Source organism: Desulfacinum infernum DSM 9756 (assembly GCF_900129305.1).
Classification (GTDB): Bacteria; Desulfobacterota; Syntrophobacteria; order Syntrophobacterales; family DSM-9756; genus Desulfacinum; species Desulfacinum infernum.
Genome location: NZ_FQVB01000013.1, coordinates 52,494 through 74,887, shown reverse-complemented (window position 1 = coordinate 74,887; position 22,394 = coordinate 52,494). Strand labels below are relative to the sequence as shown.

Sequence of the window (22,394 nt, the reverse complement as noted above, 5' to 3'; positions counted from 1 at the left end):
CCTTTTTGATGGGAAACGGACGGCAACCAAGGACGAAGGAGGAATCCCATGAGTTGGAAAGTGACCGTCTTGTGTGAAAACACGGTACCGGTTCCCGGGCTCATCGGGGAGCACGGCTTCGCCGCCTATGTGGAAACTCCCGCAGCCACGTTGCTTTTCGACACGGGACAGGGCTTCGGCCTGGTGCCCAACTCGCTTCGCCTCAAAAAGGACCTTTCCACAGTCGCCAAACTGGTTCTGAGCCACGGCCACTTCGATCACACGGGAGGCCTACTGGCCTTTCTCGGAGTCCACGGCCCCTGCGAAGTGGTGGCTCACCCGGATGTGCTCCTGGAGCGCTTCCGATGGATGCCCGTGGGGCCCGACCAAAAGCCGGTCTCCATCGGCATGCCCTGGAAAGAAGCCTACCTGACAACCCGCGGGGCCCGGTTCCGGTGGGTGGATTCCTTCCAGGAGATCGAGCCGAACGTGTTCGTCTCCGGAGAGGTTCCCCGGAAGACGGACTTCGAGACGGGAGACCCCAAGTTCGTCTTGCGCGAAGGCGACGGGTGGGCCCCGGATCCCTTCCTCGACGACTATTCCCTGGTGCTCAAAACCCCCAAGGGGCTCGTGGTGATCCTGGGCTGCGCCCATGCAGGGCTCATCAACATCCTGGACCACGTCACCCGCCAATCCGGGGAAGACCGAGTCTACGCCGTCCTCGGCGGCACCCACCTGGGATTTTCTCCATCGGAACAACTGGACAGGACCCTGGAAGAACTCAAGCGATATCAGGTGCAGGTGCTGGCCGTGAGCCATTGCACGGGCCAGGCTCCCATTGCCAGGCTTTCCGCCGAGTTCGGACCCAACTTCGCCTTCGCCCCGGTGGGCTACACCCTCACCGTGGAGGATTGACCGGCCCTGCCCGCGGTCGGATCGGCATCTTGCGCCTGTTCCCACAATGGCGTATGGTGTCTCAAGAATGGTTCGGACCGTCCACTGCGTCGAGGAGGGCGTCATGAGAGGTGTTCCTGCCAGCAGGCTCGCCGCCGTGCTCGTGCTCCTTGCGGTCCTTTGCATGGGACAATCCGCCGCCTTCGCCTCGGAAATTCGCATCGGCGAAATCAACCCTTTGACGGGCAAACTGGCCAACCACGGGCAGGAGATCCACCTGGGCATCCAGGCCGCCGTGGACGAGGCAAACGAGGCGGGAGGGATCGAAGGCCGGAAGGTGGCGCTTCTTACGCGGGACGATCAGAGCCGACCGGAGGTGGCCGTCAGCCAGGCCGAGGATCTGATTCTTCGCCAGAAGGTGGCGGCCCTGGTGGGAGGCTATGTGGACTCACTGGTGGGCCCCCTGAGCCAGCTGGCCTTGCGCCATGAGATCCCCTACGTGGCTTCGGCGAGTCTGCAGACACACCTGACCCGGGAGGGAAACAATCCCTACTTTTTTCGCATCTCCCACTTGAGCGGTTTGGTCGAACCCCTGTGCGGGTTCGTGACCGAAGCCCTGCAGGCCCGAAGTGCGGCGTTGCTCCACGCGGCCACACCCGGAGCCACGGAACTTTCCCGGGAACTGTTCAAGTGCCTCAAGAAGGCGGGAGCGGACCTGCCTTTGGTGGAAAAATTCCAGCCCGGAACGCCCGATTTTTCCCCTTTTGTCCTCAAGTTGAAAGCATCTCCACCGGACGTTCTCCTCGTGGCGGGCTTCTTCCAGGACCATCTCATCCTGGCGCGGCAGATCCGGGAACTGGGAGCCCCGATCAAGGCCTACATCGGCCCCTGGGGCGTAGCCTACCCCTCCTTCGTCCAGGAAATGGGCCGGGCGGCCGAACATCTCTTCGGGCTGAGCGCCTGGAATCCGGGCATGGCGGTTCCCGGGACGGAAGAGGCCTCGGACGCCTTCACCGAACGATTCCGCCGCGTCTACAAGAAAGAACCCACCACCACGGTCATGCACGGCTACACCTCCGCCCGGGTGCTACTCCACGCCGTGGGCCGGGTTCTTAGGGAAGGTCGTCCGCTCAGGGGATCGGAGATCGCCCGGGCTCTTCGCACCATCGACCTTCTGCTCCCCATGGAGCGGGTGGCTTTCGACACCAAGGGCGACCCCCTCCATTACCGCCAGGTGGTGGTACAGATCCAAGACGGGGCCCTGGTGCCGGTCTATCCTCCCGAGCGCGCCCAGGGGACATGGATCTATCCCATGGCGCCCGCCGCCTCCAACCCATGAGCGAACGACGCCATCCTTATGTGGTTCCAGCTGCTCCTCAACACCCTGTCCCTCGGATCCTTCTACGCCCTGGTGGCTTTGGGCTTCTCGCTCATCTTCGGCGTGACCCACACGTTCAACCTGGCCCACGGCGAACTGATCGTCCTGAGCGGTTACATGGCCTACGGCCTGTCCAAGGCCTGGCAGGCACCCTTTGCGCTCACCCTTCCGCTGTGCATGGCGGCCATGGCCTGTCTCGGCCAGGTTCTGCTGGCCCTGGTGCGGCGGATTCGCGAGCCCTTTGAGCTCTCCTCCCTCGTTTTCACCTTCGGCCTGGCACTGGTGATTCAAAACGCCATGCTCTTCCTGTTCACCGCCGACTACCGGCGCATTCCCGCCTCGGGGAAACCCCTGCGGCTGACCGCCGATCTGATCGTAACCCGCAATCAGCTCTGGCTCATCGGCCTCTCTCTTGCGGCCACGGCCCTGGTCTATCTCATGCTGCGCAAGACCTTCCTGGGCATGGCCCTTCGGGCCGTGATCCAGGAAAGGGAAGCGGCGCGCCTTGCAGGCATCCGGGTGGAGCGCATGAACCGGATTGCCTTCGCCGTGGGAGGCGCCTTGATCGGCCTAGCCGGCCCCCTGTTCGGCCAGAACGCTTATCTTCATCCGGCGGGCGGCATGGAAGCGACGCTCATCGCTGTCGTGATCACTCTCTTTGCGGGCACGGGTCGTATCCGGGGCCTGCTGGCGGGCGCCTGGCTTCTGGCCCTGCTGGAATCGGCCGCCGCTCTGTGGCTGGGGTCCAACTGGCGGGAGTTGGTGAGCGCAGGCATTCTGATCGCCCTGCTCATGTGGAAACCCGAAGGCCTGTTGGCCAGAAAGAAACCGGCACCCGAGCTGTGAAGAAGGAAGGTCTTCGCCGCCATCTTCTGTGGACTCTCGTCGTGCTCCTGGCCTTGGGGCTGTGGCCACTGGGCGGGTGGCACACCCTTCTGGTCTGCCGGGTCCTTGGATTCGCCTTCCTGTTCGCCATGGTGACGGTGGCCTGGAACCTGGTGGCCCTGAGCGGTCTCATATCTCTGGGACATGCCGCCTACTTCGGCCTGGGAGCCTACGCAGCCGCCCTGCTGGATCACTACTCGGGAGCCCAGGTGCCCGTCACGCTGGCGGTGGCGGGCCTTTCGGCCGCCGCCTACGGAGCCGTCCTGGCCGTGGCCTTCCAGAGGCTCAGGGCAGCCTCCTACGCCTTGGCCACGCTGGCGTCCGTGGAAATCCCCAAGGTGATTGCGGACAATTGGGAGTCCTTCACCTTCGGCTCCTTGGGCCTGGTGGGGACCCGCCCTCTGCCCACCATTTCCGTGGCGGGATTCGCGGTGGATCTTTCCCACAACATCATGGGCCAGTACTATTTTTTGATGACTTTCCTGGCGGTTGCCTGCGCCATTCACGCGCTGGCCATCCACTCCCGCTGGGGATGGGCGCTGCGGGCGGTGCGTGAGGACGAACGGGCAGCAGCGGTTTTGGGCGTGGACGTTTTCGCCACCCGATTTACCGCCACCGTCCTGAGTGCCGCCCTCACAGGAGTCTGCGGCGGGCTGTATGCTCACCTGATGGGCATGACGGAGCCTGATCTGGTCTTCAACCTGCACATCTCCGCCATGCCCTTGGTCTTTGCCATTCTGGGAGGCCGCTTCCGCTGGTATGGACCGGCGGCGGGCGCGCTGGTTCTTTACAGCGTGGATCAACTGGTCCTTCACCCCTGGCTGCCCGCGGGGCACGCCGCCGTCTACGGGCTCGTTATCATGGTGATCCTTCTCTTTTTCCCGAAAGGCATCGGATCATGGCCCGCGCCCCGATCCTAGACATCCAGGGACTCGCCGTGAAGTTCAACGGCAGGAGGGTGCTCAAAGGCATCCACCTTTCCGTCGAACAGGGCGAAATCGTCAGCCTGATCGGCCCCAACGGAGCCGGAAAGACCACCCTGTTCAATGCCATCACGGGCCTCGTGCGGCCCAGCGCGGGATCCGTCCGCTTCTGCGGAGAAGACATCACGGGATGGCCCGCCCATCGTATCTGCTGGGCCGGTATCGCCCGCACCTTCCAGATCGCACGCCCCTTTCCCGAAATGACCGCCGAAGAAAACGTTCGGATCGGCATCTGGTTTGGAAAAAGGAAGAAGGAACTCCCTCGGAGCCGAAACACTCGAGAGGAAGCGCGCCGGCTTCTGCACCTGGTGGGCCTGGAGGGCAAGGAGGAGACCCCGGGAAGGGAACTCACCCTGTCGGAACAAAGGCGCCTGGAGGTGGCCCGGGCCCTGGCCACCGCCCCCCGGCTCCTTTTGCTGGACGAAATCGCCGCGGGACTCAGCCCCCAGGCCGTCAGCCACGCGGCCCGCCTGGTCCGGGCCCTGCGCGACCAGGGCACCACGATCCTTCTGATCGACCACTTTCTCAACCTGACCGCCCGGGTTTCGGACAGGCTCCTGGCCTTGGACCAGGGGGAAACCATCGCAGAGGGATCGCCCGCCCAGGTGCTGCATCACCCGGAAGTTCTCTCGGCCTATCTGGGGGAACGCCATCCCCACACTGGATCGGGGGAGATCCCATGAACAACACGGACCCGGACCAACCTTTGTTGAGCGTGCGTCATCTGGCCGTCTCCTACCAGGATACGCCCGTGGTTTCCGACGCCACCTTCAACGTGTGGCCCCACCAGATCGTAGCCATGGTGGGCCCCAACGGGGCGGGAAAGACCACGATCCTCAAAGCCGTGGCGGGCCTCATCCGACCCGTGCGCGGCGAGATCCTCTACCAGAACATCCCCATCCATTCATTGGACGTGGCCGACGTGGTGTCCCTGGGTGTGGTGTACGTTCCCGAAGGGATGAAGGTTTTCCCCGATATGTCCGTGCGGGAGAACCTGGAGGTGGGAGCCTACCTCAATCGCGCGCACATTCCGGAGCGGCTGCGGTTGGTGCTGTGTCTCTTTCCGGAGCTGACGTCGCGGATGGAAGCCCCGGCCGGGGGGTTGAGCGGCGGGGAAAAGCGCATGGTCACCCTGGCCCGCGGCCTCATGGCCGGCGCCAGGCTGCTCCTGCTGGACGATCCGTTCTTGGGACTCGGCCCCAAGGTGGTGCAAAGATTTTGCAGCGCCTTTCAAAAACTCCGAAAAAGCGGCGTCACGCTGCTCATCGCCGGTCAGCACGTGAGAAGAATCCTGCGGGTGGCCGACCTGGCGTTCCTCATCGAGGATGGATCCATCACCCTCCAGGGACCGGGACCGGACATTCTGAAAAACCATCACCTGCGCCGGATTCTTTTCGGCCACGCACCCAAACCCTGACCGGGACATGGAGCAGGGCTGAAATGCCTGGAGCTCGTCCCAGAGCGGCCGGATCCTCCGTCTCAACCTCCGTCCGCCATCCGCCCGAAGGCGGGGATCCCGTAATTCCTGCAAGTCATGGACGGGCACTTGCGCGGGATTGATGCGCTCCTGAACGGTCTGGCAGGTTTCACGGGCAGGTCATTTGAGAAGATAAGCCCCGAGGGCTCTGTCGACGGGGTCGTCCTTGAAATATTCCGTACCGACAACCTTGTGGCCCGCGTAACGCACGATCACCGGTCGCGTGATGCTCGTTCGATCGGGATTGTCCAGGCGAAAGCGGACCCGCACCACATCCCCCTTCCTCAAATCATGCTCTTCCACGGTCTCGAATCGTAATCCGCCCAAGGAAATGTCTCTGACGATCATGGGGTGTTCGCCGGGCACGGACGTTTTGGCATAGTAGCCCGGCAGGTAGACCTGTTTCCGGTAGTAGCGGCGTCGTTCCAGGATGATGGTAAAGTTGGCTCCGCACCCGCAGTGTACCCGTATCTTCTTTCCCGGCTGTTCCTCCTGGATATTGACAAGCTTTTTGGTGCGCCCGCACGCTTCACAGATGACGATCGCGCTATTGTCCTGAGATACGTAGACCTTCTTCACCGGTTCGCTCATCTTCCCACCTCTTCTTGAGGGTCCCAGCTCCCTTATGCTTTACGGGCGGGAAGATGTCAATCCGCGTAACTGCCCAATGGCTGGGACACCGCCATCATCCGAACCGGCCCGTTATGTAATCTTCCGTCAGCGGGTGGCGCGGCCGTGTGAAGATCCTGTCGGTGGGTCCCACCTCGATCAGATCCCCCAGGTGGAAAAAGGCAGTGCGCTGAGACACCCGGGCCGCCTGTTGCATGGAATGGGTCACGATGACGATGGTGTACTGCTCCCGCAGTTCGTGGATCAACTCCTCAATGCGGGCCGTGGCGATGGGATCCAGTGCAGAGCACGGCTCGTCCATGAGAATCACCTCGGGGCTCACGGCGATGGCGCGGGCGATGCACAACCGCTGCTGCTGGCCGCCGGAAAGCCCCGTTCCCGGATGATCCAACCGGTCCTTGACTTCATCCCAGAGTCCCGCCTTCCTGAGAGACGTTTCCACGATCTCGTCCAGCTCGGCGCGGGTCTGAGCCAGGCCGTGGATCTTGGGCCCGTAGGCGATGTTGTCGTAGATGGACTTGGGAAAGGGATTGGGCTTCTGAAAGACCATGCCCACCTGGGCCCGAAGGAGCACCACGTCCAGGTCGGGATCGTAGATATCCTGGCCGTCCAGGGTGATGGTTCCCGTCACCCGGCACCCCTCAATCGTATCGTTCATCCGGTTGAGACACCGCAGGAAGGTGGATTTTCCGCATCCCGACGGGCCGATCATGGCCAAGACTTCATTGCGGCCGATGTCGATGGAAACGTTCTTGATGGCGTGCTTGTCTCCGTAATAGACATTGACCCGCCTGCAGGTCATGCGGGGATTGACCGCATGGATTTCACCCACCGTGGTCACGGCAGTCTCGGCCGCCGGCGGATGGTCATGGCGCGCATCGTCAGGAGCCACTGGCAGTTTCCCTTCAACTGGAAGTCCGGACGGTAAGGATGGATCTAGAAAAGCGTGCATACCCTTCTCGATTGTCAACCATTACGGCTCCGCAGGCAAGCCTCCGGGGAACCGTGCCCCGCAGGGCTTGCCGGCCGCAGCTCTCCATGAGATCAACCCTTAATCCACTGGAAGCGTTTCCAGATTTCTCGCCGCTTCCCGCATCCTGGATCTCTCTTCGTCCGGAAGGGGAATCAGTCCCTTGTCGGCCAGGTAGCCTTCAGGTCCCCAAGCCTTTTCGCTGGTGAATTCGGCGATATATTCTTCGATGCCCGGAATGGTGCCCACGTGCGCCTTCTTCACATAGAAGAACAGGGGGCGGGAAAGGGGGTACTTCTGAGAAGAAATGTTCTCAAAGGTGGGCTCCACCCCGTCCACATGGGCCCCCTGGATCTTGTCCGTGTTTTGATCCAGAAAGCTGAAGCCGAAGATGCCCACGGCGTTGGGGTTCGCTTCCAGCTTCTGCACGATGAGGTTGTCGTTTTCACCCGCATCGATATAGGCGCCGTCTTCGCGGATGGTGTGGGCGATCCTCTTGTATAGGTTCTTGTCCTTCTTCTTGAGGCCCTTGATCCATCCGAAGGTGTCGGCGCCTCCTTCCATGGCCAGTTCCAGGAAAGCATCCCGGGTACCGGAGGTGGGAGGCGGTCCCAGGACCTCGATCCTCACGTCGGGCAGTTGGGGATTCACGTCCTTCCACGTCTTGTAGGGGTTGGGGACGGTTTTTTCGGCACCCGACGGATCGGGAACCTCCTTGGCCAGGGCCAAGAAAATGTCCCTGCGGGAAAGTTTCATGGCGGGCGCCTGCTTGGAATTGGCCAGCACGATGCCGTCATAGCCGATCTTGACTTCCACGATCTCCTTCACCCCGTTCTGGACGCACATTTCAATCTCGGACTTCTTGATGGCGCGCGAGGCGTTGGTGATGTCGGGATGCTCCACCCCCACCCCGGCGCAGAAGAGCTTCAGACCCCCACCGCTACCCGTGGATTCCACCTTGGGGGTCTTGAACGAGGTGGTTTTGCCGAACTGTTCCGCCACCACCGTGGAGAAGGGATAGACCGTGGACGAGCCCACGATGCTGATGTAGTCGCGGGCCGATGCGTCGGGCACCAGGGAAAAACCCATCAGAGCTGCGATACCGAGAAGATAAAAGACCTTCTTCATTTCCATGACTCCTTGTTCTTGGGGTTGTGATCCAGAACTCCTCTACCCTGGCTCCCGCGCAAGCGGAAGCCCATCACTCGCCCCCCCATGGGGCGATTCTTTCTCCAGAAGCGGGCGTAACGGTCGGGCATCAAGCCCACCCCTACAAAAACCGATTGACCTCTGGTAGGGGCGGGGTTGATCCCCGCCCGCTCAGCGCGGGGATGATACTGAACCGTTGGAAAAGCCCAGTGAACCATTTTCAGGCAGGCTCCTTCCATGGCATTTGTTGGCCTACCAGCGCCGTTCGTAGCGGTTTCTCAAGAAGACCGCCGCCGCATTCATGACAATGAGGAAAGCGAGGAGCACGATAATGGCCGCCGATGTCTTCTCCACGAAAGCCCGTTCGGGACTGTCGGCCCATAGATAGATTTGGACCGGCAACACCGTGGCGGCGTCCGTGAGACCGCGCGGAATGTCCACGATGAAAGCCACCATGCCGACCATGAGCAATGGCGCCGTCTCGCCCAAAGCCCGGGCCATGCCGATGATGGTCCCGGTCAGCATGCCAGGGAGGGCCAATGGCAACACATGGTGAAAGACGGTCTGCATCTTGGAAGCCCCCACCGCCAGGGCTGCGTCGCGGATGGACGGCGGCACCGACTGGAGGGCGGCTCTTGCGGCGATGATGATGGTGGGAAGGGTCATGAGGGTCAGCACCAAGCCTCCCACCAGGGGAGACGATCGGGGCAGGCCGAAGAAGTTCAGGAAGACCGCCAGGCCCAGCAGTCCGAACACGATGGAAGGAACCGCCGCCAGGTTGTTGATGTTCACCTCGATGACGTCGGTCCATCGGTTGCGCGGTGCGAATTCTTCCAGGTAGATGGCCGCAGCGGCCCCCAAGGGAAAGGAGAGCAGCAGGGTGATCATCAAGGTATAGAAAGATCCCACGGTCGCCCCCCAGATCCCGGCCAGTTCCGGCTCCCGGGAATCACCCGCCGTAAAGAAAGTAAAATTCCATTTCTTTTCCAGCCTGTTCTGTCTTTCCAGGACCTCCACCCAGGCCAGGCTCTGATCATCCAGGCGCCGTTGCGATTCGGGCAGGGTCCGGTCCACATGTCCCTTGATCACCATGTCCACATCGTCATCAGCCGGCACCCAGATCCGAAGCCTCCGGCCGATGAGCGAGGTATCCTCCAGGACCATTCGACGAAGCACGGCACCGGCTCCCGAGCTTACCAACTTGTATAGATTGCGCTTGTCTCGACGTCCCTTCACATCCGGGAAGAGTTCCCGCAACGAGGTCTTGATGAGCCCCTGATAGTCCGCAGAGTCCAGGTTGCCCACGTGCACCACGTCGGGATCCACATACACGTCCAGAAGGACGTAGGTTTGCTGGAACGCCGTATAACCTTTGGACACGATGGCCGTGAATAGGACGGCGAGAAAAAGGAGTCCCACGGCCACGGCGATCATCCCGAAGAGACGGAATCGCCTTTCCGCACGGTATCGCCTGGCAAGTGTCCTTTGAACAGCGGCGGCAATGCCGCCGTCTCTTTCCAAACGCCTATCCTCTGCCATTTTCGTTATCCGTTATCCGTGATTCGTAATCCGTAATTGGCTGTCCGTTGTTCGTCCCGACCTTTTGCGGCCGCCTATTCGTACTGTTCCCGGTATCTTCTCACCACCACCAAGGCGACCACATTGAGGCACAAGGTGACGATGAACAGGACGAGCCCCAGTGCAAAAGCCGCCAGCGTCTTGGGACTGTCGAACTCCTGGTCGCCCACCAGAAGCGTGACGATCTGCACCGTGACCGTTGTGACGGCCTGAAGAGGGTTCATGGTGAGATTGGCCGAAAGGCCGGCGGCCATCACCACGATCATGGTCTCCCCGATGGCACGGGAAACGCCCAGGAGAACTCCTCCCATGATGCCGGGAAGGGCCGCGGGGAGCACCACCTGACGGATCGTCTCGGCGCGGGTGGCCCCCAAAGCCAGCGACCCATCGCGAAGATCCTGGGGAACCGCGTTGATCACATCATCGGAAAGGGAGGAAATGAACGGAATGATCATGATGCCCATGACCAAGCCGGCCGCCAGGGCACTCTCCGAAGCCACCTCCAGACCCAGACGTTCGCCCACTTGCCGGATGGTGGGGCCCACCGTGAGAGCTGCAAAAAACCCGTAGACCACGGTGGGAACTCCGGCTAGGATTTCAAGAAGCGGCTTGACCACGGCCCGGACCGGCCGCGAGGCATACTCACTCAGATAAACGGCGGAAAAAAGGCCCACGGGCACCGCAAGCCCCATGGCAATGGCCGAAATGAGTAGTGTGCCTGTGAAAACGGGGATCATGCCGAAGGCGCCGCTGGCCCCCACTTGATCCGCCCGGATAGCGATCTGGGGACTCCATTTCAGCCCGAAAAAGAACTCCCAGGGGGGAACCATCCGAAAGAACCGCACGGCTTCGAACAAAACGGAAAGGACGATGCCCACCGTGGTAAAGATGGCCAAGGTGGATGAGACGATCAGGATCGCCCGGACCACCCGTTCCACCTGATTGCGGGCCCTCAGGGTCGGCTGCACCTTGCGGACCCCCCAAGCCAGCCCCGCCACGGCCAGACTCAGACACCCCACGGCCACCGCCGCACTCCCCAGGGACTTGAGGGAACGGTAGTGGTCCGCCGCCGCCCGCAGGGCTTCGTCCGGCTCGCCCGACACCATGGCCCCGGTGGCCAGATTCTTGATATCATTCAAGACCAGCCCCAATCGGTCCGGCGGAAGACCGCTATAGGATTCGGGAAGTTCGCGCACGATGAGGTGAGTGAGCAACCAGGGTTCCAGGGCGATCCAAAGCACAGCCACCAAGGCGGCGGGCAGGAGACACCACAGCGCCACATAGGCGCCGTAGTAGTTGGGGCGTGAGTGAAGGCGCCCGTATGCCGACACCCGGACCGCTTTCTTCCGCCCCAGCAGATAGGATGTGGCCGTGAGCAAGATCAGTGCTGCGAAAAAACCGATATTCATCAAACCGCCTTCCTCCCTCCTTGCCGGGATGCCGTGTCTGTTTCTCGACACCGCTAATCTAAGAGCGCTGTGTGAACAGACGGTGACCGACATGTGACAAGTGTGTTACAGACAACAGCACATGCCGATTTGATGAAAACTCAGTCGCTTAAGAGGATCTAGGAGGATTTCGTCACACAATTGTCACCGCTCCATCACTTGTTTGTGACAGTCCAATGCTTTTCATGAAGATGGCTGGGTGCCCCCTCCTCTCAACGGAGGAGGCGATTGCCGGATTCATCGACAACCCTGAACAGGAGCGACATGCATTGGGCAAGACCACGATACTGATCGTAGAAGACGATCCGGACATCCTGAATCTGGTGGCCTGGCACCTGAAGGCCGCCGACTACCATGTACTGATGGCCCAGGAGGGCGACGGCGCCCTGGAGATCGCCATGGCGGAACGGCCGGATCTCATCATCCTGGACCTGATGCTGCCGGGCATGGACGGGTTGGAGGTGTGCAAGGCGATCAAGCGTCAGCGGGAGACGACTCATGTGCCCATCATCATGCTCACAGCCCGAGGCGAAGAGGCGGACCGCATTGTGGGTTTGGAGCTTGGCGCGGATGACTACGTGGTCAAGCCCTTCAGCCCCAGGGAACTGGTGCTCCGGGTGCAGGCGGTGCTGAGACGCTCCTCGGACACGCAGGAAAAGAAGGGCCCTTTACAAGCGGAGGGCATCACGGTGGATTTGGAAGCCCACCGTGTGTGGGTGGATGGGGAGGAAACGGTTCTCACGGCCACGGAATTCAAGCTCCTTTTGGAGCTTTTGAACAACAAGGGACGGGTTCTGAGCCGTGACCGGCTGCTGGACCGCGTTTGGGGTTATCAATTCGACGGCTACGCCCGAACGGTGGACACCCATATCCGTCGACTGAGACAAAAACTTGGCAGGCGCGCGGACGTGGTGGAAACCATCCGGGGCGTCGGCTATCGACTTCGGGAGTCCTAAGTGAAATCCATCAGTTTCCGCACGCGGCTGCTGGCCGCCTTCTGGCTGGTCCTGGTTCTGGGCCTGGCGGTTCCGGGCGTGTTCTTTCAAAAGGAGCTGCGCCGGGCGGTCTTTGACGACTCCAAGGAGAGAATCCACAAAGAACTTTCCTTCATCCACTGGAGCCTTCGGGAACACGAACCCTTCCAATGGCTCTCGGACCTGGACGCATGGTGCACCCAGGCGGGGCGGGAACTGGGCGTGCGCATCACCTATATCGCCCAGGGCGGAAAGGTCGTGGCCGATTCCCACGTTCCCTACGACAAGCTGGGGTTCATGGACAACCACTGGGAACGGCCGGAGGTGGCGGCCGCACGCTCCCAAGGGTTTGGTCTCAGTGTCCGCCGAAGCGACACCCTGCGCCGGGACCTCATCTACGCCGCCATGCCCATGGACCACATTCCCCATCTGCCGCCCGGAGTGCTGCGCGTCGCCATGCCCGCCTCCATCATCCAGGAACGCCTGGATCGGCAGTTCAGGTTCCTCTGGGTGATTCTGGGCCTGGCGCTGGGTGCGGCGACGGTGGTGGCCTACGCCCTTTCTTCCTATCTGGAACGGCCCATCGCGAAGCTGGTGGAAATGGCCGTGAACATCGGTCGCGGGGACTATCAGACCAGCCGCCCGCCCCTGGGGGATCCCAGTCTGGACACTCTGGCCCAAACCATCCAGGAAATGGGGCGACAGATCGAGCACCAGATGAAACGCCTGGAGGACCAGAAGACCCGCCTGGAGACCATCCTGGAGAGCATGCGGGAAGGGGTGGTGCTGCTGGCGCCGGATGGAACCATTGAGTCCTGCAACCGAGCCGTCCACGGTATTCAGAAAGATCCCAAGCCACGGCCCGGGGTCAAACCTCTGGAAGTCTTCCTGAACAAGGAATTGCAGCAGGCCTGCGACGAGGTTCTGAAAGGCCGGCCCGGCGTGCGCCTGGAAATCGCCATGGAAGGCGATCGAACCTACGACGTGCATGTGGTTCCTCTGGAAGGGACCGGAAAGCCCCGGGGCGCCGTCCTGGTCCTTCACGATATCACGGAACTGAAACGGCTGGCGCGTATCCGCCGGGATTTTGTGGCCAATGTGTCCCACGAGCTGAGAACCCCGCTCACCGCCATCAAGGGCTATGCAGAAACCCTTCTGGAAAGCCCCTGCGCGGACCGGGAGGAGCCGCGACTTTTCATAGAAACCATCGTAAGAAAAGCCAACCACATGACCCGCATGGTCAATGACCTGCTCACCCTCACACGACTGGAAAGCCGCCCCCTACCGATTCCCGAAACACCGGTGGATGCGCGCACCGCCATCCAGGCCGCCGTGGAAACTTGCCGACAGGAAGCCAGGAAGAAGGATATGGACATGCTGGTGGACCTGCCGGACACCCCCTTGTGGGTACACGCCGACCGGGACCATCTGGTGCAAGTCTTCCAAAACTTGTTGGAGAACGCCGTTCGCTACAGCTTGGAGAAGACACCCATCCGAATCACCGCCCGGGAGGAGAGGGAACGGGTCGTCTTTTTCGTGGAAGACCAGGGGCCCGGGATACGCCCGGAACACCAGCAGAGGATTTTTGAACGCTTCTACCGGGTGGACAAGCAACGCGAGACGGCCACGGGCAGCACCGGCTTGGGCCTTGCCATCTGCCGGCACATCGTGCAGAAGATGGGGGGGAAGATCTGGGTGGAAAGCCCGGTTCCGGGCACCGACAGGGGCGCCCGCTTTGCCTTCTTCGTCCCCAAAGCCCCCGTTTCGTCCGCCGACAACACGCCCCATGGTTTGAAGGAGCTCCCAGCATGAAGACCCACTTCCACCGCCAACTGGACGAACTGAAGATGACCATCCTGGAAATGGCGGCCGTCACGGAAAAGGCCATGGAGAAAGCCATTCGGGCTTTCCGAACACGGGACGCGGAGCTGGCCGCCCAGGTCATCGAGGGCGACCAGGAAATCAACCAGCTGGAAATGTCCGTGGACCATCTCTGCCTTTCGCTCCTGGCCCTGGAGCAACCCGTGGCCAAAGACCTGCGGTTTATCATCGGAGCCATCCGCATGAGCATCGATCTGGAGCGGATCGGCGACCAGGCGGTCAACATCGCCCAACGAACCTTGAGCCTCAGTTCCAAGCCCCCCCTTCCCCCTCTTCCGGAACTGGACGCTTTGGCGGACACCGCCATGGACATGCTCCGGGTGTCCATCGCCTCTTTCGCCAACCGCAACATCAGCCAAGCCTATGATGTGTGCCAGATGGACGACGAGGCCGACGAGCTCAACGTGGCGGTCCTCAAGAAGATGATCGATCTGATGGTTACCGAAAGCCGCTCCATCGAGCGGGCGGTCCAGACCATCATCACCGCCCGCTGCCTGGAGCGGGTGGCCGACCAGACCACCAACATCGCCGAGTGCGTGATCTTCATGACCGAAGGCGTCAATATCAAACACCGGTGCGAGCCCTAGAGGCTATTCTTCAACATATTATTATCCTTAGTTTTCCTTGCTTGACACGGCAGCGGGAGTCCGCTAGAGTGGCTGACGTTGTAGTGTCCATCTGTTCCTTCGATAAGACCCTCATTCCCTTAAACCCATGAAGCAGCCGATGTTCGGTTGCACCACCCCGGCGAAAGCACGTGGACGTGTGAGAACGCCACAACGGCCCCGGTAGAGCGGATCGGCGATTCAACCTTAGGATGCACCAATCGAGAACGGAGCGAGGGAATTCGACATGAACGACAGCGAAATCAAGGACCTGGTGGAATACATCGCGCGCGCCCTGGCGGAGTATCCGGACCAAGTGCAAGTCCGGGAGATCAACGGGCACCAATTGTCGGTCATTGAGCTGAGGGCCGCCAAGGAAGACTTGGGTAAGATCATCGGCCGGGAAGGTCGAAACGCCCACGCCATACGCACCATCATGAACGCGGCGGCCACCAAGCTGAGAAAACGAGCCGTCTTGGAAATACTGGAATAAGAGGACGACGTGCAGGAAGAGGGCGGAACACCCACTTGCTACGGGGACGCCGCCAAGGTGTGCCCCAAGGATGAGGACGGGTTCATTCAGCCGCAGCCCACTTGTCTGAAATGCACCTGGGTGCGGCCGTGCCTGCAGGAAGCGCTGAAAACACAAGGCCTATGGAAGGAGGAGCCGGAGTCGACGGCGGAGATTCAAACGCCCGTCGGCCGATTCCTGAGGCGATGGTCGGAAAGGAAAAGGATGGCGGCCGGCAAGGCCCCGTCCAAGGAAACCCCTCATCCACGCTAGCGGGCGGAGGGCGCGGTCCGATCCCAAGCCGGCAGCAGGATCGAGCACCCTCCGGGGCCGATGCGTCCCTCTTCTCCCATCCGGAAAAGGTTCGGGAGGCGGCCTCCCGCTTCTTCTTTCGAGACATCCACCCGCGCCTTTTCGTCGGCACGGCCAGCGACCGATACGGGGGCTGGATCCATCAGATCTACACCCCGGAACGCTACGAAGGGCGCATCCGGCAAAGGGTGCAGCGGGTGGGAGGGACCTCCTTCACGTCCCAGGTGCTGCCCGTGGACAGTGTGCGGGAGTACTTTGAACACTTCTCGGTCTTGGAACTGGATTTCACCTTTTATAGTCCGCTGGCGGATCCGCAGGGACGCCCCACCCGTACCCATCGAACCCTCGAAGAATACGCCGAGCACCTGCCCGAAGGGGCCCGGGTGCTCCTCAAGGTTCCGCAACTGGTGACAGCCCGGCGCATGTGGCGGGGCCGTTCCTTCCGGGAAAATCCGTCGTACCTGAGCGCGGAACTCTTCACCCAAGGGTTCTACCAACCGGCGCTGGACCTTTTGGGAGACAAGATTAGAGGCTTCATCTTCGAGCAGGAATACCAGAAAAAGGCCGAACGACCCCATGCGGGGGCTTTCGCCCTGGAGCTGGACCGTTTTTTCAGCGCCGTGCCCCGCGACACCCGCTACCACCTGGAACTCCGAACGGAAGCCCTGCTCACGCCGGAGGTCTTCGGCGCTCTCGCCAAACACGGAGTGGAAGGCGTCTTGTCCCACTGGACATGGCTGCCGCCTCTGCTGGTGCAGTTCCGAAAGCGCAACCGGCATTTCACGGGCCGCTCCGGCGAGCTGATCATCCGCCTCATGACTCCGAGGGGCGTGCGCTACGAAGAAGCCTACGCCAAGGCCCATCCCTTCGACCGGCTGGTGCCGGGCATGGCCCTTCCCCGCATGTTCGAGGAGACGGCGGCCATCGTGCGGACCGCCTTGGACCGGCAGAAAACGGTCTACGTGGTGATCAACAACCGGGCGGGCGGCAACGCCCCTCTGCTGGCCCGGCAATTGGTCTTCACCCTCTTGAAAGGGACGGGTGATGAGTGATGAGTGATGGGCGAGGGGTGGCGGCCAATCCCCCGACCCCCTTTGAAAAAGGGGGGAGACGATGGGAGCCCCTGGTGCCCCCATCACTCGTCACTCATCACGGTTCACGGCCATGAAAAAGCACGCCTCGCACGCCGAACTACCGGTGATCTTGGATCCACTTCCCGAGGAGATCGCCCGGGAACTCCATCGGTACGAAGAGTCGGCGGCGGAACATCTGCGGGCGGCACGGGAAAGCGTGCACGGGCCTTCGTGGGAAACCCGGCGGGCCCTGCCGGTGTCCTTTCTCGTCCACCTGGAAAAGGCCTTCCAGCTTTTGGACCAATCCCACCGCTTCGTCCTGAGTCACCTTCGGCGCTCCGGCTCACCCGTGCGCTGCAAGCCGGGCTGCTCCCACTGCTGCACCCAAATGCCGTCCGGGGTATCGGGAGTGGAAATCCTTTATCTCTACCATGGCCTCACGGTATCCGGAACGGTGGATGTGGCGTTCCGTCGCTGCCTGGAGCGGGAGGAGATCTGGGCGCAACTTTGCCGCTGGACCCCTTCCGGGGTTTCCCCGAACCGGGAGCAGCGTCTCACGCGCCGTCTGCATCAGTACCACGGGATGGACATCGCCTGTCCGTTTCTCAAGGGAGACGCTTGCAGCATCTATGGGCAGCGGCCGTTGCCGTGCCGCATGCACTACAGCCTCTCCCCTCCCTACTGGTGCCGCCCGTCCCATTTTCAGCACCCCCATGCGGTGCGGTTCAATCTGGAACCCGGCGCCCCCGTTTATGAGGAACTGGACAAACTGGACGCAGCTCTCGGCTTGCTAAAACTGAGCGATCTTCTGATTTGCGGTTTTCTCCAATTTGTGGTCAATGTGATGGGATTTCAATCCATCCACTGGGTGGATGTCTGAACGCAAACGAACCGCGAATCAACGCCAACGGACGCAGATGGGGCTTCGGCATGAAGAAAGACGCGCATCCGGAACCGGACGATAGGGACCTCTTTCCCGACTGGCTGCAAACGGATCCCCTGGTGGTCCGCCGCACCCTGTCCGTGCCGCCCCCCAGCCTGGAAGACAACACGGCCGATGTGGACCGCCTGGTGCGCACTCTTCACCGAAGCGGTTTTTCGCCCGTGCGTGTGGATCCTTCGGATTTGGACGGAATCTCCAGCCGGCTTCGACAGGGAGATTTCACGGTTTCCGTCGTCCTGGGCTACCGGGAAGACCATTGGGCCCTGCTGGAGGTGGACGCGGGAGCGTCCTCCGAGCCGGTGCTGGGACTGGCGGTGGACCTGGGAACCACGCGCCTGGCCTTCTATCTGGTAGACCTGGAAAAGGGGATCGTGGTCGACCGACGCTCCGAACCCAATCCGCAAATCCCCTACGGCGAAGACATTCTCACGCGCATCGTCTTCGCCTCCGCCCCCCGCAACCGAAAAATGCTCCAGGATCTCCTTCTGAACACCTTCCGGGACGTGACGGCCCGGATGTCGGCGGACAATGGACTGGACCCCAACCGGATCTTCGCCCTCGCGGTGGCCGGCAACACCACCATGAGCCATTTTCTTCTGGGACTGAACCCGACCAACATCTGCAAGGAACCATACATTCCCGTGGCCAACCGGTTTCCGTTTCTTCGCGGCCGGGATTTGGGGCTCACCATGCACCCGGGCGGGCTGGTCTTCGTCTTTCCCAACGTGGGGTCCTACTTCGGGGGAGACCTCATCGCCGGCATCCTGGCTTCCGGCATGCACCGCCGGGACGAACTGAGCCTGCTGGTGGACGTGGGCACCAACGCCGAGGTAGTGCTGGGCAACAAGGACTGGCTCATCGCCTGTGCCGGGGCTGCGGGTCCCGCCCTGGAAGGCGGCGTGGTGGAGCGGGGCATGATGGCCGGCCCCGGCGCCATCGACCACGTGCGCATCGACCCGAACACTTTGGAGCTTCGCTACCACGTGATCGGTGAGGAAAAACCCAAGGGCCTGTGCGGCTCCGGGCTCATCGACCTGGTGGCGGAGATGTTCATGGCCGGCATCCTGACCATCCGAGGCACCCTCAACCGCAACCTGGAGTGCCCGCGCATGGTGGAAACGGACAACGGACCGGGGTTCGTGGTGGCCTGGGGACCCGAAACGGCGGACGGACGGGACCTGGTGGTGAGCGAAATCGACATCGGCATCCTGCTCAAGTCCAAGGCGGCCATGTACACCATCCTCAACATCATCGCCCGCAAGGTGGGGGTGAGTCTTCAGGACATCCACAAATTTTATGTGGCCGGCACCTTCGGGAACCACATCGACCCGGTCATGGCCATCCGCATCGGCATGCTTCCCGATCTTCCCCTGGAAACCTACCAAGGGCTGGGAAACACGGCCGGCCGCGGCGCCGCCATGGTGCTGATGGACCGCAGCCTGTTGCAGGACATGGAACGGGTGAGAAACCGGATCACCTACGTGGAACTGAACGTGAACGTGGAATTGATGCACGAATTCCGGGGAGCCACTTTTCTCCCCCACACGGATCCAAGCCTCTTTCCGTCCGTACCCATCCCGAAGCGAGCGAGGGAGGCGGTATGACCTTTCGATCCCGTTTGAGCGGCATCCGAAAATACCTGGGGGTCCCTCTGGTGGTGGCCCTCCTGGCCGTTCTCAACTTGGTGCTCCTTCAGGCGGTTTTCCTGTCGCCCAGGGGACTGGCGGGGCTTCGCAACAAGCGCGAACAGGTGCGGCAATTGGAGGAAAAGACCCGGCAATTGCAGGTCCGCTGCCGGGAACTCTATGAGGAAGTGGACCGGCTGAGGCACGACCGGAAATACCAGGAGCGCGTGGTACGCGAGGAGCTGGGCTGGGTGGCCCCGGACGAGATCCTGGTTCGGTTCATTCCCGAGAACCGTGATCCGTAGTCCGTGAGCCGTAATCCGTGAACCGTGAACCGTAATACGTGATCCGCAAGCCGTGAGCCGTGAGCCGTAAGCCTTGAGCCGACGGGGCCGATTCCCCCTTTTTCCAAAGTCACAGTTGCCTAACGGTCATGGCGAGGCTCGCCACCCCACATGAATGAAAGATGCCGTCGAGCGAGGGGTTTTCCTGTAGGGGCGAATGATTATTCGCCCCTACAGGCCGCGCGCACGAACGGAACGAGGTCGCGTTTCATACAAGTTGGACGATTCTCTCTCCTGGTGCGGTCCGGGAGGGCGGGCGTAAAGCCCGCCCCTACACGAACGCATGGCCCCTCCGGCAGGCTTGTCGCCGAATCCCATCGCCCTCCCGCCGCCTCACGCCCCACGATTCGCGATTCACGATTCACGGAAACCCTTGACGCTCTTTCCCCGCCTGTGGTAGGTGAGGCAGTTCCCACAAACAAGCTCCTTGCTCCGGCCCTGAGCCGGGGCTGCCAAGCCGAAAGGAGGATAAGAAGAATGCAGTTGCGCAAGTATGAATCGTTTTTCATCCTGGACCCCGACCTGCCCGAAGACGCTCACCAGAGCGTGGGCGAAAAGATGCGCGGGGTCGTCGAATCGGGCGGCGGGACGATCGTGTCCTACGTGCCCTGGGGCAAGAAAAAGCTTGCCTATCCCGTCAAAAAGAAAACCTACGGCTACTATGTGCTCATGGAGTTCGCTTCCGGCTCGGACCTGATCGCGGAGCTGGAGCGCAACATGCGCCTGGATGAGCGCGTCCTCAAGTTCATCACGGTCAAGCTGGACGACGAGTTCGACCCCGAGGCCGAGAAGGAGAAGGCCCCGCGGACCGTTCCCGCGGACGATTCCGATGAGGAGCCGGCGGCTCTCCGCAGGGACGAGGAAGAGGGCGAAGAGGACGAGGAAGACGAAGAGGACGAAGAATAAGACTTCGGCCCCCATTTTCATATACGGAGGAAACCGACCGTGGCATTGAAGAGGAAGAAGAGACGTCGGAGAGTCTTTCGCCGTCGGCGTGTGTGCCGCTTCTGCGCCGATGCCAGCCTGAAGATCGACTACAAGGACGCCAAGACCCTGCGCTATTTCCTGACGGAGCGCGGAAAGATCATTCCCCGAAGGATTTCGGACAACTGCGCCAAGCACCAGCGGGAACTGACCCTGGCCATCAAGCGGGCGCGCCAGATGGCCCTGCTCCCCTACACGGTGGAACATTCCATCTAGGGCGCTGATCACGCCCCGCAGGAAAAGGGCGCACCCCATGGCCGCAGAAACTTTGACAGGAAACGGCGAACGCCGGCAAAGCCCGCCCATGACAGTACGGGAGCTTGCTGTGGGAATTGGCGCAACCGTCGCCCTCTACATGACGGTTGTCCTCGTGCCGGTTACGGGAATCTTTGCCAGCGTCTTTACGCCGTTGCCGTCGGTGGTGAGCCTCTACCGGTGGGGCCGTTCCACGGGGATCCTGGTTCCCGGCGGGGCCGCTCTGGTGGGCGGCATCTTTCTGCTCGCCATGGGCTCCTACCAGACCCTGGCCTACTACCTGGAGCTGCTGGCGCTGGGAACCCTGCTGGGACTGGGCATGAGACGCTCCTGGTCTCTCACTCGGGTGGTGGGAGACGCGGCCGTAAAGGTCTTCCTGCTGGGAGCGGTTCTTTTCTGGCTCACCCACTCCGGTTCCGAAGGCGGGATCTTCGCCCACCTGGAACGGCGCCTCATGGCCCTGATGACCGCCCTGGTTCAGGATTCCGGCCTCACCCAAGCCCAGGAGGCCCTGATCCGGGAAAACCTGGCGCGCATCGTTCCCTTCGTGGTGAGGATCTTTCCGGGGATCGCCCTGGGATCCACCATCGTCTTCGCATGGCTCAACCTGTACCTGGCCACCCGGTTCCTGATCCGGCGACGGGTGCCGCTGCCCCCATGGCCCGACTGGCGGCGGTGGAGTGCGCCGGAGTTTCTCGTGTGGGGGGTCATTGCGGCGGGTTTCCTCACCATCCTGCCGCCCGTCAGTGCCAAGATCGTGGGCCTCAACCTGCTCTTCGCACTGGGTGCCGTCTATTTGCTGCACGGCGTGGCGATCCTGGCCTTCTACCTGGCGAAATGGAACGTGCCCGCCTTGCTTCGAGGCGTGATCTTCGGTTTGGTATTCCTGCAACAGTTTGTGAGTCTGGGTGTCGTGGTCTTGGGGCTTTTCGACACCTGGTTCGATTTTCGGCGCTTGAACAAGAAGGCCGACCCCACCCCCGCCGGTTGATCGGGCGGCCGGGGCGGCCGATCAACCAAGGCCGACACCGGGCCGGCAAGGCCCTTGCAACAGAGGAGTGTACGATCATGAAAGTCATTCTGACCGAAAACGTGCCCAACCTGGGCCGCATCGGGGACATCGTGAAGGTGGCTCCCGGCTACGCCCGCAACTACCTGATGCCCAAAGGCTTAGCCCTGGAGGCGTCCAGCTCCAAACTGAAGGAACTGGAGCATCACAAGCGCATGCTGGCGCAAAAGCGCGAGAAGGTGCGCCGGGAGATGCAGTCCACGGCGGAAAAGCTCAATCAGGTGACGCTCACCTTCAGCCGCAAGGTGGTGGAAGAAGACAAGCTCTACGGATCCGTGAACGTGGCGGACATCCAGAAGGCGCTGGCCGACCAGGGCTTTGCCGTGGACAAGCGCGTCATCCTGCTGGACCAGCCCATCAAGCAGCTGGGGGAATTCACCGTTCCGGTCAAGATGGACGCCGACATCACCGCTGAGATCAAGGTGGTGGTCGCCAAGGAAGAGTAGA

General features: G+C 61.7%; 23 protein-coding genes. 18 read left to right on the top strand and 5 right to left on the bottom strand.

The genetic code is table 11. The features are described 5' to 3' along the window. The first annotated feature begins 48 nt into the window (after positions 1–48). From BUB04_RS07985 to BUB04_RS07960, 6 genes are all read left to right on the top strand, one after another. On the top strand, positions 49–894 hold the full coding sequence (locus BUB04_RS07985; protein WP_073038466.1) for an MBL fold metallo-hydrolase: 846 nt from the start codon (positions 49–51) through the stop codon (positions 892–894). A 103-nt stretch (positions 895–997) separates the two neighbouring features. Continuing rightward, positions 998–2,212, top strand: a complete 1,215-nt coding sequence (locus BUB04_RS07980) for an ABC transporter substrate-binding protein (protein WP_073038465.1) — start codon at positions 998–1,000, stop codon at positions 2,210–2,212. A gap of 18 nt (positions 2,213–2,230) precedes the next feature. Continuing rightward, complete coding sequence (locus tag BUB04_RS07975) at positions 2,231–3,097, top strand: branched-chain amino acid ABC transporter permease (RefSeq protein WP_073038464.1); 867 nt, start codon at positions 2,231–2,233, stop codon at positions 3,095–3,097. Further along, positions 3,094–4,056: a branched-chain amino acid ABC transporter permease gene (locus tag BUB04_RS07970; RefSeq protein ID WP_073038463.1), complete on the top strand. Its 963-nt coding sequence runs from the start codon at positions 3,094–3,096 to the stop codon at positions 4,054–4,056. Before BUB04_RS07975 ends, BUB04_RS07970 begins: the two co-directional genes overlap by 4 nt. After that, entirely contained in the window at positions 4,035–4,802 is a 768-nt protein-coding gene (locus BUB04_RS07965) for an ABC transporter ATP-binding protein (protein WP_073038462.1), read from the top strand. Before BUB04_RS07970 ends, BUB04_RS07965 begins: the two co-directional genes overlap by 22 nt. Continuing rightward, positions 4,799–5,536, top strand: a complete 738-nt coding sequence (locus BUB04_RS07960) for an ABC transporter ATP-binding protein (protein ID WP_084076306.1) — start codon at positions 4,799–4,801, stop codon at positions 5,534–5,536. Before BUB04_RS07965 ends, BUB04_RS07960 begins: the two co-directional genes overlap by 4 nt. A gap of 180 nt (positions 5,537–5,716) precedes the next feature. On the opposite strand, the gene BUB04_RS07955 is transcribed toward BUB04_RS07960, so the two are convergent. The 5 genes from BUB04_RS07955 to pstC all read right to left on the bottom strand — a co-directional run bounded on the left by BUB04_RS07955 (position 5,717) and on the right by pstC (position 11,332). Beyond that, complete coding sequence (locus BUB04_RS07955) at positions 5,717–6,187, bottom strand: PilZ domain-containing protein (protein ID WP_073038461.1); 471 nt, start codon at positions 6,185–6,187, stop codon at positions 5,717–5,719. A gap of 94 nt (positions 6,188–6,281) precedes the next feature. Then, positions 6,282–7,118, bottom strand: coding sequence for a phosphate ABC transporter ATP-binding protein PstB (gene pstB / locus BUB04_RS07950; protein WP_073038460.1), 837 nt, complete (start codon positions 7,116–7,118; stop codon positions 6,282–6,284). 159 nt (positions 7,119–7,277) lie between these two features. Next, a complete protein-coding gene (locus BUB04_RS07945; protein WP_073038459.1) occupies positions 7,278–8,324 on the bottom strand; it encodes a PstS family phosphate ABC transporter substrate-binding protein in 1,047 nt (348 codons plus the stop codon). A 273-nt stretch (positions 8,325–8,597) separates the two neighbouring features. Further along, entirely contained in the window at positions 8,598–9,884 is a 1,287-nt protein-coding gene (gene pstA, locus BUB04_RS07935) for a phosphate ABC transporter permease PstA (RefSeq protein WP_073038457.1), read from the bottom strand. Between the two features lie 74 nt (positions 9,885–9,958). Beyond that, entirely contained in the window at positions 9,959–11,332 is a 1,374-nt protein-coding gene (gene pstC, locus BUB04_RS07930) for a phosphate ABC transporter permease subunit PstC (RefSeq protein ID WP_073038456.1), read from the bottom strand. 308 nt (positions 11,333–11,640) lie between these two features. Here pstC and BUB04_RS07925 point away from each other — a divergent pair, with 308 nt between their 5' ends. From BUB04_RS07925 to rplI, 12 genes are all read left to right on the top strand, one after another. Beyond that, the gene (locus BUB04_RS07925; protein WP_073038455.1) at positions 11,641–12,327 is read left to right on the top strand and encodes a response regulator; all 687 of its coding nucleotides are present in this window, start codon (positions 11,641–11,643) and stop codon (positions 12,325–12,327) included. Next, on the top strand, positions 12,328–14,157 hold the full coding sequence (locus BUB04_RS07920) for an ATP-binding protein (protein WP_073038454.1): 1,830 nt from the start codon (positions 12,328–12,330) through the stop codon (positions 14,155–14,157). Continuing rightward, positions 14,154–14,813, top strand: a complete 660-nt coding sequence (phoU, locus tag BUB04_RS07915) for a phosphate signaling complex protein PhoU (protein WP_073038453.1) — start codon at positions 14,154–14,156, stop codon at positions 14,811–14,813. The genes BUB04_RS07920 and phoU overlap by 4 nt, the downstream gene beginning before the upstream one ends. Before the next feature lie 265 nt (positions 14,814–15,078). Next, entirely contained in the window at positions 15,079–15,324 is a 246-nt protein-coding gene (locus BUB04_RS07910; protein ID WP_073038452.1) for a KH domain-containing protein, read from the top strand. 224 nt (positions 15,325–15,548) lie between these two features. Beyond that, entirely contained in the window at positions 15,549–16,706 is a 1,158-nt protein-coding gene (locus tag BUB04_RS07905) for a DUF72 domain-containing protein (protein WP_084076304.1), read from the top strand. 112 nt (positions 16,707–16,818) lie between these two features. Next, complete coding sequence (locus BUB04_RS07900) at positions 16,819–17,607, top strand: YkgJ family cysteine cluster protein (RefSeq protein ID WP_073038451.1); 789 nt, start codon at positions 16,819–16,821, stop codon at positions 17,605–17,607. Positions 17,608–17,657: 50 nt separating this feature from the next. Beyond that, positions 17,658–19,274: an ASKHA domain-containing protein gene (locus tag BUB04_RS07895; protein ID WP_084076303.1), complete on the top strand. Its 1,617-nt coding sequence runs from the start codon at positions 17,658–17,660 to the stop codon at positions 19,272–19,274. Then, a complete protein-coding gene (locus BUB04_RS07890; protein WP_073038450.1) occupies positions 19,271–19,600 on the top strand; it encodes an FtsB family cell division protein in 330 nt (109 codons plus the stop codon). Before BUB04_RS07895 ends, BUB04_RS07890 begins: the two co-directional genes overlap by 4 nt. A 516-nt stretch (positions 19,601–20,116) precedes the next feature. Further along, the gene (gene rpsF / locus BUB04_RS19300; protein ID WP_178371940.1) at positions 20,117–20,545 is read left to right on the top strand and encodes a 30S ribosomal protein S6; all 429 of its coding nucleotides are present in this window, start codon (positions 20,117–20,119) and stop codon (positions 20,543–20,545) included. A gap of 39 nt (positions 20,546–20,584) precedes the next feature. Continuing rightward, on the top strand, positions 20,585–20,839 hold the full coding sequence (gene rpsR, locus BUB04_RS07880) for a 30S ribosomal protein S18 (RefSeq protein WP_084076301.1): 255 nt from the start codon (positions 20,585–20,587) through the stop codon (positions 20,837–20,839). Positions 20,840–20,948: 109 nt separating this feature from the next. After that, the gene (locus tag BUB04_RS07875; protein WP_073038448.1) at positions 20,949–21,869 is read left to right on the top strand and encodes a YybS family protein; all 921 of its coding nucleotides are present in this window, start codon (positions 20,949–20,951) and stop codon (positions 21,867–21,869) included. A 77-nt stretch (positions 21,870–21,946) separates the two neighbouring features. Beyond that, positions 21,947–22,393 (top strand): 50S ribosomal protein L9, encoded by a 447-nt coding sequence (gene rplI, locus BUB04_RS07870; protein WP_073038447.1) that lies wholly within the window; start codon positions 21,947–21,949, stop codon positions 22,391–22,393. Position 22,394: the final 1 nt, after the last annotated feature.

What these genes read in the sequence shown, in the direction of transcription:
- pstA (WP_073038457.1), bottom strand. Translation starts at nt 9,884, where the DNA reads ATGGCAGAGGATAGGCGTTTGGAAAGAGACGGCGGCATTGCCGCCGCT.
- BUB04_RS07905 (WP_084076304.1), top strand. Translation starts at nt 15,549, where the DNA reads ATGGTCGGAAAGGAAAAGGATGGCGGCCGGCAAGGCCCCGTCCAAGGA.
- BUB04_RS07975 (WP_073038464.1), top strand. Translation starts at nt 2,231, where the DNA reads ATGTGGTTCCAGCTGCTCCTCAACACCCTGTCCCTCGGATCCTTCTAC.
- BUB04_RS07910 (WP_073038452.1), top strand. Translation starts at nt 15,079, where the DNA reads ATGAACGACAGCGAAATCAAGGACCTGGTGGAATACATCGCGCGCGCC.
- BUB04_RS07895 (WP_084076303.1), top strand. Translation starts at nt 17,658, where the DNA reads ATGAAGAAAGACGCGCATCCGGAACCGGACGATAGGGACCTCTTTCCC.
- phoU (WP_073038453.1), top strand. Translation starts at nt 14,154, where the DNA reads ATGAAGACCCACTTCCACCGCCAACTGGACGAACTGAAGATGACCATC.
- BUB04_RS07890 (WP_073038450.1), top strand. Translation starts at nt 19,271, where the DNA reads ATGACCTTTCGATCCCGTTTGAGCGGCATCCGAAAATACCTGGGGGTC.
- BUB04_RS07955 (WP_073038461.1), bottom strand. Translation starts at nt 6,187, where the DNA reads ATGAGCGAACCGGTGAAGAAGGTCTACGTATCTCAGGACAATAGCGCG.
- BUB04_RS07960 (WP_084076306.1), top strand. Translation starts at nt 4,799, where the DNA reads ATGAACAACACGGACCCGGACCAACCTTTGTTGAGCGTGCGTCATCTG.
- BUB04_RS07900 (WP_073038451.1), top strand. Translation starts at nt 16,819, where the DNA reads ATGAAAAAGCACGCCTCGCACGCCGAACTACCGGTGATCTTGGATCCA.
- rplI (WP_073038447.1), top strand. Translation starts at nt 21,947, where the DNA reads ATGAAAGTCATTCTGACCGAAAACGTGCCCAACCTGGGCCGCATCGGG.
- pstC (WP_073038456.1), bottom strand. Translation starts at nt 11,332, where the DNA reads ATGAATATCGGTTTTTTCGCAGCACTGATCTTGCTCACGGCCACATCC.
- rpsF (WP_178371940.1), top strand. Translation starts at nt 20,117, where the DNA reads ATGCAGTTGCGCAAGTATGAATCGTTTTTCATCCTGGACCCCGACCTG.
- BUB04_RS07980 (WP_073038465.1), top strand. Translation starts at nt 998, where the DNA reads ATGAGAGGTGTTCCTGCCAGCAGGCTCGCCGCCGTGCTCGTGCTCCTT.
- BUB04_RS07965 (WP_073038462.1), top strand. Translation starts at nt 4,035, where the DNA reads ATGGCCCGCGCCCCGATCCTAGACATCCAGGGACTCGCCGTGAAGTTC.
- BUB04_RS07945 (WP_073038459.1), bottom strand. Translation starts at nt 8,324, where the DNA reads ATGAAGAAGGTCTTTTATCTTCTCGGTATCGCAGCTCTGATGGGTTTT.
- BUB04_RS07985 (WP_073038466.1), top strand. Translation starts at nt 49, where the DNA reads ATGAGTTGGAAAGTGACCGTCTTGTGTGAAAACACGGTACCGGTTCCC.